A 14,206-nucleotide genomic window follows, 5' to 3' on the forward strand; every position below is an offset into this window, starting at 1 on the left:
GCCATCAGCGGCATTACCAGCCACATCCGTGAACGCTGTGTAGGTAAATTGCAGCACATTGCGAGCACTACCGGCAGCAAGAGGATCCGCACTAGTCGCAACACCTGCTCCGAGAGTCTCACTATTGCTATCAGTAGCAACACCATCAGTAGGCAAACCATCAGCAGCGAGAGCCCGGACAGCGTTCGCACCAGTTGCCCCAAGACTCCAACCTACCGTTACCCTTCCTTTTCCATCATTCTCTGCTGCCATCACGGTATTGCTGAACACCGTTGCAAGCAGCATTAAACTAATAATAAAAAACACGCTTAATTGTATACCTCGATTACCCATTGTGTCTGTTTCTCCTTTCCGTTTTCGGGTTAAAGGTTTAGATGTGTTTTTAACTCGACGCTCGTCACTTTTCGATGCGTCTTTCGATTCAAACATAAATATAAATATCCTTTCACGTTAGATGTAAAATGCCAATATACAATTGACTCACTATTGAACTTAGGAACCGGGGACATCTGTGTGGGAGGGGTCATTATCACCCTAAACCGTGCACACAATTCTACCTTATCCAAAATTAAAGACGCCCTATAATACAACAGATACAAACATCTGTCAAGCCTTTTTTTGTGAAAAAATTCACACGAACCACTGAATTCAGAATTTTGGGTATAAAATCGGTCTGTAGACAGATTGCCGATGGTCATACGCAGGATATTACGACGGTGGAATTGGGAGAGTTTCAATTTTTTTTGTTGTCTGAATCACGGATTAAAACGGATTTAAGGATTACGCGGAGAAAGGAGAAAACGGGAGCAGGCGAGGGGACGAGGAAGCGGGAAAACGAGTCTTTTAGCCCCAGCGGGGCGATATGTTTATAGCCGGGCGGCATCTCCTAGGAACCAAAGCCCCAGAGGGGCGACAGGTGTTAGTGTGAAATGTGATGTATGAGGGGCAGATAGGGTGGGTTATGATGGGGTGCTTTGCAGCGCTTCGATCTTTTCGCGGAGTTGGTCAATTTGGATTTGCATCTCCTTCTGACCTCTGTCTCTGTAGGCAATGATTATTTGAGGAACCGCAATGGCGGCTGTTATCAACCCAATCAGTGCAATTATCATGTACCACACCCAATCCAATTTTTTATCCACAGCATCCATTCTGGTATTCAGGCTTTTATCCACAGCATCAATTCTGGCATTCAGGCTTTTATCTAGGGCATCAATTCTGGCATTCAGGCTTTTATCTAGGGCATCAATTTTCAGATCGATATATTCCCGCGTACGTTTTTCGGACGCGGTGCCCTCTTCTTTGACGATGGTGCGTAGATCTTCCTTGGTCAGCTCGCCAAATGCGGATGATGCCAACAGGAGTAAGGATAGGATTGTCACGGTTTTCATGGTTGACCGGCTCCTTTGGAGGAATGATGGTATATGTTATCACGGTTTGGTGGGGTTCGCAAGGCAATTTTGAACGTGATGCGTGATACGTGAAAAGAGGAAGCCATCCACGAATCAAAACAAAATTTAACGCAAAGAACACAGAATCTTGTAGGTCGATTTTCCATAATCAACGATCTTGCGCCCAGATCCACATCTCGCCCTACAGGGACTAACCCCCTAAATCCCCCTTATCAGGGGGACTTTAGAAACTTCGCGAAAGTGCCATTTGTCTGAATCACGGATTAGAACGGATTCAGCGGATTACACGGAGAAAGGAAAAAACGAGGGAGCGGGATTGATTTGCGCTCCAGCGGAGCGATATGTCTATAGACGGGTGATATGCCCCAATTCCTGTGCTCCAGCGGAGCACTATGTGCATATTGTCTGAATCGCGGATTAAACGGATTGTACGGATTACACGGAGGAGAGACCGTCTGTATTTAGCCCCAGAGGGGCGATATGTTTATAGATACGCGGCATCCCCTAGGAACCAAAGCCCCAGCGGGGCGACATGTGACAAATTCGGAGATAATCGCGGAAGAGGGAGAACGGGAAAACGAGAAGATGGGAAGGAGGGAAGTTCATTACTCACTCCCCTTGCTTGTCCGAGAGAATCCCGTGACCGGGGCGGGGGGACACAGGGGGGTAAAAACTTTGCACCATTGCGTTATTTTTCAAGGATTTACAACTCGTTGTTGCTTCAGCATTTCGATTTCCTTTGTGAGCGTTTCAACCTGCCTTTCAAGCGAGCGATCCTTGCTGATCCGCCACGCGCTGATGGCTGTAGGTATACCTATCGCAGCCACAATAAGCGGCATGAGGATATAAATCACCCAGTTGTACGTTGAGAAACGTTTGTCGACACCCTCTATTTTGGCGTCGATATAATCTTTTATCCTTCTCTCCGAGCCGGCAATCTCCGCTTTCAGTTCCTGCCTGACTCCGGCGATTTCCGCTTTCAGTTCCTGCTTGACTCCGGCGATTTCCGCTTTCAGTTCCTGCTTGACCCCGGCGATTTCCTGCCTGACTCCGGCGATTTCCGTTTTGACTTCCTCCTTAACAATCAAACGAATCTTATCAAGATCCGCATCTGTTAGTTCACCGAAAGCTGGCAACGCGATCGCACAAAAGAGCATCGAAAGGACAAGAATAATCTTCATTGGGAGCCCCCTTTGAGAGGAATGATCCGATATGGTATCACGGTTTGGTGGGATTGGCAAGATCTTTTTGTCTGAATCACAGATTAACGCGGATTTAGGGATTACGCGGAGAAAGGAGAGAGCGAGAGAACAGGAGCAGGCGAGGAAGCGAGGGAGCGGAAAAACCAGTCTTTTAGCCCCAGCGGGGCGACATGTTTATAGTCGGGCGGCATCTCCCATCAACAAAAGCCCCAGCGGGGCGACAGGTGCTCATTTGCAATACCGAATCGGCGAAGTTGGAAACAGCGCCTACCAAAGGGCGGAACGGGGAAAACGAGCAGGTGAATGCGTAGGGGTTGGGTCTCTCAACCCGTTGGGGTGGGGTTATGATTATGATCGGGGCGGTGTTGGCTCGTCTTTTTCACGGAATTGTTGGATGAGAAGTTGAATCTCTTTCTCTCGTTTTCTGTCTGAATAAACAATAATGAGTTGCGGAAGTGCAACAGCGGCTGCTATCAGTGCAAGTATTGCGAGCCAGATGCGACTAACGCTTCCCTCTAAGGCATCAATTCGGGCACTTAGTTTTTGATCTACAGCATCAATTCGGGCATTTACTGTCTCAATTTTGAGATCAATATATTCTTTCACGCGCTTTTCGGACGCAGTGACCTCTTCTTTGATAATCGGGCGGACCTCTTCTTTGAGGATAGTGCGTATATCTTCCTTCGTCAATTCACCAAACGCGGAGGCTGTCAGCAAAAGTAGGAATAGGATTGTTACCGTTTTCATGGGTGACCGGCTCCTTTGGGGAAATCGCTTGTCTATTATCACGGTTTTGACGATTTAGCAATATCTTTTTGTCTGAATCGCGGATTAGGCGAAGCAAACGGGAAGACCAGAAAACGAGATAACCCGTAGGTTGGGTTGAGCCACAGCGAAACCCAACAAAATCCCTGGGGAGATTGGAACAAGAGGCTCATTGGTTAGCCCCGGTTTCCGTCCCTTCGGTCTTGTCACGTAGTTGTTCAAGTAGCATCTGGATCTCCCGACCACGTTTCCTCTCTGCATAAATGATAATCAATTGCGGAAGCGCAATCGCAGCGGTTATCAGCGCGATGATCGCAAGCCAGATACGATTAAACTTGCTATCCACATCATCCAGCCTCATATTTAAGGCATCAAACCTGCCATCAACGCTTTTCTCTAACGCATCAAACCTGCCATCAACGCTTTTCTCTAACGTATCAATTCTGGTATTTACCGCATCAATTCTAGCATTTACCGTATCAATTTTAGCGTTCACCGTCTCAATTTTGAGATCGATATATTCTTTCACGCGCTTTTCCAACGCCGCGTTCTCCTCTTTGATGATGGTACGCATATCCTCCTTCGTCAGTTCACCAAACGCGGGGGATACCAAAAGGAGCAGGAATAGAATGATTATGCCTTTCACGGTTGACCGCCTCCTTTGAGAGAATGGCATTATATGGTATCACGGGTTTGACCATTTATCAATCCATTTTTGTCTAAATCACCGATTAAAACGGATTGAGCGGAACACACGGAGAAGACGGAGCATTTAGCCCCAGCGGAGCGGCACATGTTAGCGTAAAACGCAATGGGCAGGGGACATTATGGTGAATTCAAAAAATAAATAGACACTTTCGCGCCCCGTGTTGGGTAGGCGCTGTTTCTAACTGCGCCTATGCGGTGCGGTTAAAAACCGAACCTACCGGGCCTGAGGGCAATGCGGTACGGTTTGGGGTGTTTCAGTAATTCTAAGATCCACTATAGTTAGACAGTAGCTTAGATTATGCCAGCACAGCGTTATTGATTTATCAACATTTTTTTGATATAATGATCCGAGTCTGATGCGTAATGCGTAATACGTAGAAAACGTACCGCGAAGGCGCAAAGACACAGAGGAAGATTCATCGGTTCATTGGTCTATTAATTTCGTGAGTCATAGGAGTAAAAGGATGGAATCTGATTTAACCTTAAACATATTACGTTTCACGGTTTACGTTTCACGGTTTGCGCTAGTAGTTGTGCTGCTCGGTTACGTGGCTGGGTGCAGCGGGAAGGACGAACCGCTCCGGCAGAGCGAGGCGCTGATCCATTCGGGGATGCATCCGGAGGCGATTAACCTGTTGGAGAAGATTATCACGGTGGACGATCGGAACCCCAAGGCGCGATTTCTGCTAGGTCAAGCCTACGAGGGGTTAGGCAGTTATGATCAAGCGATCCACAATTATAGAACAGCAATCAATCTGTATGCCGCCCGCCCCGAAGACAAAGCGACGGTGCGGCTCGCGTTAGCAAAGGTGTATCTGAAACAGGGGCTTCGCGAATCAGGCTACCGTGAGCTGCGGGCGATTGTCCAATCTACATCGGACAGCGCGGTACTCCAGCAGGTGGCAGGACTCATCACCGATGCGTATCAGGTGGAGCAGTTGACCAGCGGCAAAAAGGACAACTATTCGCCGCGATTCTCAGCGGACGGACTGCAGCTGGTGTTTGCGTCGTATCGGTTGGATAACGGTGAGATTTTCGTCATGGATATCGACGACAGGCGTGTGCGGAAACGGGTGACCTTCACCACCGACTACGATGAGGGAGAGCCTGCGTTTTTGAGCGACCCGAACTACATTATCTACAGTCGTGAGCCGCAGACCTCACGTCAGGTGAAGATTTTGCTGCAGAGCAGCGGATCGACACCAATCTACGCGGGTTTCTATGCCTCACATATTAATAGTAAAGTGACACAGGAGATAATGCCTGTCGGGTTCGGTGTCCGCTCGTTAGGGATATCGCCGGATCGGCAGCGCGTCGCTTACGAATCAAATAGCGCCGGCAATCTGGAGTTGTATATCCTCGATTTAAGTGGCGTGGATCTAGGCGCGATTGATCCAGAGACGATTCCGTCTCAGCAGATTACGCACAACGAAGTGGACGATGGCAGCCCTGTCTTCTTTCCCGACGGGAAACGGATTGCGTTTGTCTCGGCACGGACTGAAGACCCACAGAACGAACAATCGGAACGGCATCAGATCTACAGCATCAACATCGACGGCAGCGATGAAAGGCATCTGAACCCGAACCCGCACGATTGCTATAGCCCAGTGATTTCGCCGGACGGGAAGACCATCGCCTTTGTCTCGGCGCGGGACGGGGATATTGAGATTTATCTGATGGATGCGGACGGGACGAATGAACGGCGGCTGACGAACGGGATCGGCGCGTCGATGCAACCGGCGTTTTCACCCGATGCGAGGTTGTTGGCGTTTATCTCCGACCGCAGCGATACGTTCCAGATCTATCTGATGCACCTTGACCGACCATTGACGCAGCGGGATCTGCTCTTGCACCTAGAGTAAGCTCACCAGTGCATTGATTCATTAGTTCATTTAGCTCCAGCGGGGCGACATGTTTATAGAGGGCAGTATCTCCTTACCTCCCAAGCCCCAAAGGGGCGATATGTCTATAGAAAATGGGCATCCAAGCGATCAAAGCCCCAGAGGGGCGATATGTTTATAGAGGGCAGTATCTCCTTACCTCCCAAGCCCCAGAGGGGCGACATGTTTATAGAAAATCGGCATCCAAGCGACCCAAGCCCCAGAGGGGCGACATGTTTATAGAGGGCGGTATCTCCTTACCTCCCAAGCCCCAGAGGGGCGACATGTTTATAGAAAAGGGATAATCGAAACATGGAAAATATGCGTTTTTTCGCGACAGCAGCAAAGGGGACAGAGCCGCTCATTACAAAGGAATTGGCGGCGATCGGTGCGCTGAAGGTTCGATCCACCGCCGGCGGTGTGCATTTCGAGGGCGGATTGGAAATGCTCTACCGGGCGAACCTCTGGCTCCGCACCGCGAATCGGGTGCTGATGCCGATAGCGGAGTTCTCCTGCCCGACGCCGGAAGCACTCTACGAGAATGCCCGCAACGTCCGGTGGCATGATTGGATGACAGTTGACACCACATTCGCTGTCGATTGTAACTGCCGCGATTCCCAGATTTCTCATTCCCACTACGCCGCACTGAAAGTCAAGGATGCGATTGTGGATGAGTTTCGGGATAGCACAGGTCGCCGTCCAAACGTGGACCGGCGGCGTCCATCGCTCCAGATCAATGCCCATATCGTGAAAGACCATTGCGTCCTCAACCTCGATGCATCCGGCGATCGATTGCATCTGCGCGGGTATCGCCAGCAGACGATGGATGCGCCGTTGCGGGAGACCTTAGCTGCGGCGATTGTGGGGTTGGTCGCGTGGGACAATGAGGGGATGTTCATCGATCCGATGTGCGGTTCTGGCACGATTGTCATCGAAGCCGCGCTCAAGGCGATCAATTATGCGCCCGGACTCCTGCGGTGTGGGGACGGATCGTCGGGACAGCTAGCGTTCGGTTTTCAGCGGTGGCGGAACTTTGATCGGAAGCTGTGGGCACGTTTGACCGATGAAGCACGAGACGCGATTCGTGAGAAGATTCCGGGACGGATTCTCGGATACGATATTTCGAGACCGGCGATCCGGGTTGCATCAGAGAATGCGAAGTTAGCGGGACTAGAAAAACACATCCGTTTCATGAGGGGCGACGCGCTGAAGCTGAGTCCGCGCGGAAATCGGGGGGTTATTGTTTGCAATCTGCCTTACGGTGAACGGACGGGGGAAGCGGAGGAACTACAATCGTTGTATAGCGGTTTCGGAGATGTGCTGAAACAGCGGTGTGCGGGATATACAGCGTATCTGTTCACGGGCAATCTGAAGTTGGCGAAGTGGATCGGGCTGCGGACAGCGAAACGGTTTACACTGTATAATGGACCGATAGAATGCAGGTTGTTGAAGTATGAGCTATTTTGATTGAAACGTAAAAAGAGCAAGCCATCCACCAATTCACGCAAAGACGCAAGGGAAGAGGAAGTGAGAAAACGGGAAAACCAGAGAACGAGGACGCGAAGGGGTGAGGGAGGTCAGAAAACAGGGAATGCTCGTAGGTTAGGTAGAGCGATAGCGAAACCCAACATTTTAATGAACTAATGTACTAATGAACCAACACAGTCCCAACGGGGCGACATGCTTATAGAACATCGACATCCAAGTGACCAAAGCCCCAGAGGGGCGACATGTTTATAGAAAATCGACATCCAAGTGACCAAAGCCCCAGAGGGGCGACATGTGAAAAATTCCCCAAAGGAAACACATCATGGCTGACACCTATACCCAACTCTACATTCACATCATTTTCGCTGTCAAAGGAAGACAATCCCTTATCCCAAAACCGCACAAAGATGAACTCCACAAATATATTACCGGCATAATCGACGGCAAAAATCAAACCGTCATTCAGATCAATTCTATGCCCGATCATATTCATATCCTTGTGGGCATAACCCCCGACACTGTCATTTCTAACTTGGTCAGAGACATCAAAGCAAATTCGTCAAAATTCATTAACAAAAAGAGATGGATTGCCGGCAGATTTGAATGGCAGACAGGTTTTGCTGCGTTCTCGTATGCACATTCTCAGTTGGACACTGTCGCTCGTTACATTAAAAATCAGGAGGAGCATCATTCCCGTCAGACATTCAGGGAAGAATATCTGGCATTTCTTAAGCGTTTTAATGTCTCGTATAATCCGAAATATGTTTTTGATTCGGACGACGTAACCGAAGCATGATACACATGTCGCCCCGCTGGGGCTTGGGGGTATTGGGGTTGCCGATACTCTATAAACATGTCGCACCTCTGGTGCTAAAAAAAATAATATATTATGCATAATACGCAAGGTGTCAAAACGGTTTTTCTTACGCATTACGCATTAGATATTATTTATTGTGTTTTATGTGGATCTGCGCTAAACTTAACTGACTTCCGTTCATTCTACCCTTCCAATCCTTTGGATGTACTAACCCAAAAAAAAATAGCAGAAAAGGAGTTACCATAAACGATGACCGACCATAAACCACCGCTCCACCGTTTTACCGTTCTCGATTTAACCCGCGTCCGTGCGGGACCGACCGCCGTCCGTCAGCTTGCCGATTGGGGTGCGAACGTCATAAAGATTGAACTGCCGCCAGCCCCCGGTAAGGAGGGCGATGCCCTCGGTTCACGTCATAACTCAGACTTTCAGAACCTCCAGCGAAACAAGCGGAGCATGACACTGAACCTCAAGTCGGAAATCGGTCACGCCGCGTTCATGCGGATGGTAAAACAGGCGGACGTGGTAGTAGAGAATTATCGCCCCAGCGTCAAGGATCGCCTGAAGATTAATTACGAGGCGTGCCGAACCGAGAACCCGCGCATCGTCTACGCCAGTATCTCCGGATTCGGGCAGGACGGTCCATACGGGGGGCGTCCGGGCTTCGATCAGATCGCACAGGGGATGGGCGGCTTGATGTGGATTACTGGATTTCCGGGTCAGGGACCCCTGCGCGTCGGGGTGCCGATCGCAGACCTCGCTTCCGGCATGTATACTGCCATCGGGGTACTGATCGCCTTGCTGCAGCGCGAGGAGACGGGGGAAGGGCAGTGGGTGCACTCATCGCTGCTCGAAGCGCAGATCGCGATGCTCGATTTCCAAGCGGCACGTTGGAGCATCGACAACGACGTGCCGGGTCAAGCGGGCAACGATCACCCGACCAGCATTCCGACCGGCGTGTTTCAGACGACTGACGGCTACATTAATATAGCAGCGAGCGGTGGGACGATGTGGGAACGGCTCTGTGACCTCCTAGGGGCGAGCGAGCTTCGGAATAATCCCGATTACGCAGATGATGGGGCGCGGTCACGGAATCGGGCTGCGTTGAACGCAGAATTGCAGGAGTATTTCTCAACCCGAAGCAGCAACGAATGGATCGAGGCGCTCAATGACGCGGGTGTGCCGTGCGGACCTATCTACAAGATGGACGAGATGTGGTCGGATTCGCATATAGAGCATCTCGAAATGTCGCGTCCCGTGGATCATCCCGTGCTTGGTAGGTTGGACGTGCTGCGCCACGCCACAAATATGAGCGGCACCCCAAAGATGCCGTATCGTCCCGCGCCCGAATTGGGTGAACACACAGATGAAATCCTGCGGGAATTCGGATTCTCGGACGATGAAATCGAAACAATGCGAAAGGAGAATGTCGTATGAATGTTGCGGCAAGCAGCACCACGGATCTGATTATCGCCGAAAAGCGGGAGGGTGTCGGCTATCTCCGTTTCAACCGTCCCGAAAAACATAACGCCATCTCTTACGAGATGTGGCAGGGCATCGCGAAGGTCATGGCGGTCTTCGAGGAAGATGATACAGTTCGCGCCGTGGTCGTTTCGGGCGAGGGTGGCAGGGCATTTTCTGCAGGCGCGGATATATCGCAGTTCGAGAAGCAGCGGGCATCGGCGGATGCAATTAAAGGGTACAATGTGGCGTCGGGACTTGCCCACGAAAAGCTGACGAATATCTCCAAGCCAACGATCGCGAAGATTGCGGGATATTGTATCGGCGGTGGGTTGGGAATTGCGCTCTGTTGTGATCTGCGTTTCGCCACCGATGATTCAAAATTTGGGATCCCCGCAGCCAAGTTAGGCCTCGGCTACGGCTACGGTGGGTTGAAGCCGTTGGTCGGCCTTGTCGGTCCCATCCGCGCCAAAGAGATCCTGTTCACTGCCAGACAGTTTGACGCATCGGAAGCCTACGACATGGGACTCATCAACAGGGTGTTGTCGAAGGACGAAATCGACGCTTTCGTGGACGAATACACCGAGACCATCGCGGGCAATGCGCCCTTGACTATCAAAGCCTGCAAGCAGATTATTGCGGAGGTCTGCAAAGACCCGGACGATCGGGATCTGGAACTTTGCAAACAGCTTGTGGATGCCTGTTTCGCCAGCGAGGATTATAAGGAAGGGCGGCGAGCGTTCATGGAGAAGCGAAAGCCGCAGTTTCACGGGAGATAGGGGAAAGCGAGAAAACGAGGAAGCGGGATAATGAGATAATGATCTGTTTATGGGTTCATTGTTCGTCCAGCCCCAGCGGGGCGACATGTTTATAGAGGGGCGACATACTAGCAACCAAAGCCCCAGAGGGGCAACATGTTTATAGAGGGGCGACATGTGTGCAGTACATGGAATAGCCAAATACCCAACGGACCAACAACACGAAACATCAAACTATCTGAAGAGAGGATTGTACATGAGTTCAGAGAAAGATTACGCGGTTCAGTTTGTCGCACGGGAACAGGCGGAACTACGGGTCGTTGATCGGGACCCGACACCACTCGCACCGGACGAGATTGCTGGTAGCAGCATCGTCACGTTGATAAGTGCAGGAACGGAATCGACAGGGTCCTACCCTTCGGAAGGCAATTTCCCACGTGGCTCCGGCTATGCAGCGGTCTTTGAGGTTGAATCCGTTGGGGAGGCTATCGACGACATCAAGGCAGGCGATCACATCTTCTGTATGGGGAATCATCAATCTTATCAGCGTGTTAAGCGTGACGCTGCCCTGCTGTTGCCCGAAGGGCTCGCACCGGAGACAGGCGTTTTCGCCCGGCTGATGAACGTGAGCCTGACCACGTTGACCACAACGACCGCTCGACCGCCGGAGCGAGTTGTCGTCACCGGCTTAGGCATCGTTGGAAACCTTGCCTCCCAAAATTTCACGAACGCCGGCTATGAAGTGTTCGCCTGTGAGCCGATTGAATCTCGTCGCAAGGTCGCTATCGAATGTGGACTCAAGAACGTCCTATCCACTGTTCCGGTGGACGATCCCGATATTGCGGGGACGGTGGGCTTGGTCATCGATTGTTCGGGCCACGAGCAGGCAGCGCTGGACGGCTGCAACGTCGTCCGCAAGAAAGGCGAAGTGGTGCTGATTGCGACGCCGTGGCGACGTTATACAGAAATGTATGCCCATACAATCTTGCACGCAATTTTCCACAAATATGTGGTCGTGCGAAGTGGATGGGAATGGGAACTTCCGAATCAACCTACGGAGTTTCGGACGAACAGCATCTACGGAAATCTCGCCGCCGGGTTGAGATGGTTAGCTGCAGGTAAGATGTCGGTTGCCCCTTTAGCGACGAAAATCTCGCCACGTGATCCCCAGACCGTGTATCAAAATCTGCTGCATAGGCGGAGTGAGCGGTTAACCTATATTTTCGATTGGACAAATCTTTAAGAGGCGTGATGTATAAACGAATCTTTAGCCCCAGCGGGGCGACATGTTTATAGGAGAGCAACAGCCAACCCCCTAAATATCCCTTATCAGGGGAGCTTGGGATCTTTTAGCCCCAGCGGGGCGATATGTTTATAGAACACGCGATAAACAAAACACCCAAGCCCCAGCGGGGCGACATGTGAACAACTCATGAAACGTGATGCGTATAAGGTTCAGAAATTCAATGAACCAATGAACCAATAAAAAGGAAACCTATGACAACTCCTTCTAACGAATCCCCCACAGAAAAACATACCCCTTTACAGGTCAGACCCCCACGAATCCTCTGTAACACAGGGGCGTGGAGCCCGTTGGTCGATACCGTCGATATCTACGCCGGCAACAGGGGCATGAACCGTGAAGACCTATTCACGCCCTTTGACGCTCCCGTTGGAATCCGATTCGAGGTGGAAACCGCCCTGAAATCTGAACCGCTGCTCGAAGCAGTCCAAGCGTGGGAACACCCTACTATCGCTCCGCTCTACATCTGGCAGGAGGATGGTGCCTATCACATGCTCTACGAATCCGGGGGCATCGGTATCGCCTACGCGCACAGCGTTGATGCCTACCGGTGGACCCGTCCCGAATTGGGACAGGTCGAGTTTCAGGGATCGAAACAGAACAATCTCATCGCCGATCCGCCGCGAGGATCGTCGGGATTTTTCGAGGATCCGGGGGCACCCCCGGAGGAACGCTACAAAGCGATGGGCGGTAATATGGCGTGGTACGACCCGGATACCAACGAAAGGTTGATCGGCAAAGAAGCGGGTAAGCGGATTGCCGCCCAGAACGCTGAAGGTGCAGCCTATAAGGGACCGAAGGCGGTCATCTGGGGGTGGATGCTGGGCTGGACATCCCCCGATCGATTCCGGTGGACGCCGTTGGAGCAACCGCTCGGCAATCGACCCGTCAACGGTGCGATCGCTGCCCGTTTCGATCCGCATCACAATAACTACTACGCTTATCTCCAGATCATGGGCTACCCAACGGAGATGATGGGTGGCATCGGAACGGGACGCTTGGAAGAAAGCACACACCGCCGCACCATCGGCTTTGCTCGAACCGATGACTTTCGCACGTGGCCCGCCCCGAAACTTATCTTGGAGCCGGACGCGCAGGACGACCTAGATATCTCGTTCTACGGTGCCAACTATTTTCCGTATCCGGGTCGCACAGATTTACACGGGATGCTGATCCCGATCTATCACCAGATCGCCGATCACATGGACGGTCAGATCGCTTTCAGCCGCGATGGATTGTTCTGGTCTCGCCCAGAGCGGAAACCCGTTCTTGAAGTGGGTCCACCGGGTAGCGGCGATGAGTGCTCCGCCCACTTCTGGCGTGGCGGGTTGGTCGAGCTGCCCGACGGCTACTGGGCGTCGCCCTATACAGGCAATTCAAAACTCCACAACGTTCTGCCCGACATGGCAAGTGCGATGTTCCCCGCCCGTCGTCCGCTGCAAATCCGGTGGGCGCGTTGGCAGCCGCATCGGTTCTGTGGTCTGGTCGCAGCGTTGGAAGGGCGTTTTACCATTCCGACCGTATACCGTTGCCACGATGAACTACGGCTCAACTACCGGTGTAAGCCCGGCGGTTGGATCAAGGTCGAAGTCCTTGACAAGACGCCTCATCTGATGACTCCGGACGGCGATCCCGTCCCCGGCTTCAGCTTTGCGGACTGCGATCCTCTGACCGGCGATGCACTCGACCAAGTTGTAACCTGGAAGGGGCAGCGAGACATCAGCAGCATCGGCGAGACTGTCGCTATACGTATCCAGATGTTCCAAGCGAAACTCTTCGCCTACCGGGTTTGAAGTTGGTTCATTAGTTCATTGGTGCATTTAAAACCCATCACATCCGTAGGCCGGGCATCTTGCCCGACACTAGCCATGTGTTAGCGTGAAACGTGATGCGGGAAAACGAGGCAGCCCTAATAAGAATCAGTGCATTGTAGGGAACAACGATCGTTGTTCCCTACCAAATAGGAGAAGAGATGCAAATTACCAAAGTGGAAACCATCCGCTCGGAATGTCGAAACTACTGCTGGATTCTGATTAGCACCGACGCGGGGTATGTCGGCCTCGGGGAGACCTACCACCGTGCCGATCCTGCGGAGATAGTGATTCACGAATTTGCCCGCGGCCATCTGCTCGGTCAAAATCCGGAGGATATCGAGAAGATTTGGAATCGGATGTACCGCAGTGCGTCTTTCCATGGACTGATGGGCGCCGAACTCCGCGCGATGAGCGGCATCGACATGGCACTGTGGGACCTCTTGGGAAAAACATTAGACCGTCCGCTCTACCGCATCTTGGGCGGGCAGACCCGCTCCAAAGTGCCGGTCTATTTCAGCGGCATCTACGACGAGACAGAGACGAACCGAACGGCGTTTCAGGACTGGTCAAAAAGGTGTGTGGACGAAGGCTGGAAAGCGTG

Annotated in this window: 13 protein-coding genes; 8 read left to right on the forward strand and 5 right to left on the reverse strand. The window is 51.8% G+C overall.

The annotated features are described in order from the left end of the window. The 5 genes from J4G02_12110 to J4G02_12130 all read right to left on the reverse strand — a co-directional run. On the reverse strand, window positions 1–333 hold a 333-nt coding region (locus J4G02_12110; protein ID MCE2395323.1), incomplete at its 3' end, for a hypothetical protein. 626 nt (window positions 334–959) lie between these two features. After that, on the reverse strand, window positions 960–1,388 hold the full coding sequence (locus tag J4G02_12115) for a hypothetical protein (protein ID MCE2395324.1): 429 nt from the start codon (window positions 1,386–1,388) through the stop codon (window positions 960–962). Between the two features lie 716 nt (window positions 1,389–2,104). Continuing rightward, window positions 2,105–2,590 carry a hypothetical protein gene (locus J4G02_12120; protein MCE2395325.1) on the reverse strand — a complete coding sequence of 162 codons (486 nt, stop codon included), beginning with the start codon at window positions 2,588–2,590 and terminating at the stop codon, window positions 2,105–2,107. A gap of 369 nt (window positions 2,591–2,959) precedes the next feature. Continuing rightward, the gene (locus tag J4G02_12125; protein MCE2395326.1) at window positions 2,960–3,358 is read right to left on the reverse strand and encodes a hypothetical protein; all 399 of its coding nucleotides are present in this window, start codon (window positions 3,356–3,358) and stop codon (window positions 2,960–2,962) included. A gap of 187 nt (window positions 3,359–3,545) precedes the next feature. Beyond that, complete coding sequence (locus J4G02_12130; protein ID MCE2395327.1) at window positions 3,546–4,022, reverse strand: hypothetical protein; 477 nt, start codon at window positions 4,020–4,022, stop codon at window positions 3,546–3,548. Window positions 4,023–4,548: 526 nt separating this feature from the next. On the opposite strand from J4G02_12130, the gene J4G02_12135 reads away from it, so the two are divergent. From J4G02_12135 to J4G02_12170, 8 genes are all read left to right on the forward strand, one after another. Beyond that, window positions 4,549–5,946, forward strand: a complete 1,398-nt coding sequence (locus tag J4G02_12135) for a PD40 domain-containing protein (GenBank protein MCE2395328.1) — start codon at window positions 4,549–4,551, stop codon at window positions 5,944–5,946. Window positions 5,947–6,276: 330 nt separating this feature from the next. Continuing rightward, complete coding sequence (locus J4G02_12140) at window positions 6,277–7,431, forward strand: RNA methyltransferase (GenBank protein ID MCE2395329.1); 1,155 nt, start codon at window positions 6,277–6,279, stop codon at window positions 7,429–7,431. A gap of 343 nt (window positions 7,432–7,774) precedes the next feature. Then, entirely contained in the window at window positions 7,775–8,248 is a 474-nt protein-coding gene (gene tnpA, locus J4G02_12145) for an IS200/IS605 family transposase (GenBank protein MCE2395330.1), read from the forward strand. 270 nt (window positions 8,249–8,518) lie between these two features. Then, entirely contained in the window at window positions 8,519–9,706 is a 1,188-nt protein-coding gene (locus tag J4G02_12150; GenBank protein ID MCE2395331.1) for a CoA transferase, read from the forward strand. Continuing rightward, entirely contained in the window at window positions 9,703–10,509 is an 807-nt protein-coding gene (locus tag J4G02_12155) for an enoyl-CoA hydratase/isomerase family protein (protein ID MCE2395332.1), read from the forward strand. The genes J4G02_12150 and J4G02_12155 overlap by 4 nt, the downstream gene beginning before the upstream one ends. A 235-nt stretch (window positions 10,510–10,744) precedes the next feature. Continuing rightward, window positions 10,745–11,731, forward strand: a complete 987-nt coding sequence (locus J4G02_12160) for a zinc-binding alcohol dehydrogenase (protein MCE2395333.1) — start codon at window positions 10,745–10,747, stop codon at window positions 11,729–11,731. 254 nt (window positions 11,732–11,985) lie between these two features. Continuing rightward, window positions 11,986–13,584 (forward strand): hypothetical protein, encoded by a 1,599-nt coding sequence (locus tag J4G02_12165; GenBank protein ID MCE2395334.1) that lies wholly within the window; start codon window positions 11,986–11,988, stop codon window positions 13,582–13,584. Window positions 13,585–13,763: 179 nt separating this feature from the next. Next, window positions 13,764–14,206 (forward strand): mandelate racemase/muconate lactonizing enzyme family protein (locus J4G02_12170; GenBank protein MCE2395335.1); only part of this gene is annotated, 443 nt, incomplete at its 3' end.

The sequence above is a fragment of the Candidatus Poribacteria bacterium genome (assembly GCA_021295755.1).
In the GTDB taxonomy this organism is placed as follows: Bacteria; Poribacteria; WGA-4E; order WGA-4E; family PCPOR2b; genus PCPOR2b.

Excerpts from the sequence above, each read along its gene's own strand:
- J4G02_12115 (MCE2395324.1), bottom strand. The coding sequence starts at position 1,388 with ATGAAAACCGTGACAATCCTATCCTTACTCCTGTTGGCATCATCCGCA.
- J4G02_12120 (MCE2395325.1), bottom strand. The coding sequence starts at position 2,590 with ATGAAGATTATTCTTGTCCTTTCGATGCTCTTTTGTGCGATCGCGTTG.
- J4G02_12125 (MCE2395326.1), bottom strand. The coding sequence starts at position 3,358 with ATGAAAACGGTAACAATCCTATTCCTACTTTTGCTGACAGCCTCCGCG.
- J4G02_12135 (MCE2395328.1), top strand. The coding sequence starts at position 4,549 with ATGGAATCTGATTTAACCTTAAACATATTACGTTTCACGGTTTACGTT.
- J4G02_12140 (MCE2395329.1), top strand. The coding sequence starts at position 6,277 with ATGGAAAATATGCGTTTTTTCGCGACAGCAGCAAAGGGGACAGAGCCG.
- tnpA (MCE2395330.1), top strand. The coding sequence starts at position 7,775 with ATGGCTGACACCTATACCCAACTCTACATTCACATCATTTTCGCTGTC.
- J4G02_12150 (MCE2395331.1), top strand. The coding sequence starts at position 8,519 with ATGACCGACCATAAACCACCGCTCCACCGTTTTACCGTTCTCGATTTA.
- J4G02_12155 (MCE2395332.1), top strand. The coding sequence starts at position 9,703 with ATGAATGTTGCGGCAAGCAGCACCACGGATCTGATTATCGCCGAAAAG.
- J4G02_12160 (MCE2395333.1), top strand. The coding sequence starts at position 10,745 with ATGAGTTCAGAGAAAGATTACGCGGTTCAGTTTGTCGCACGGGAACAG.
- J4G02_12165 (MCE2395334.1), top strand. The coding sequence starts at position 11,986 with ATGACAACTCCTTCTAACGAATCCCCCACAGAAAAACATACCCCTTTA.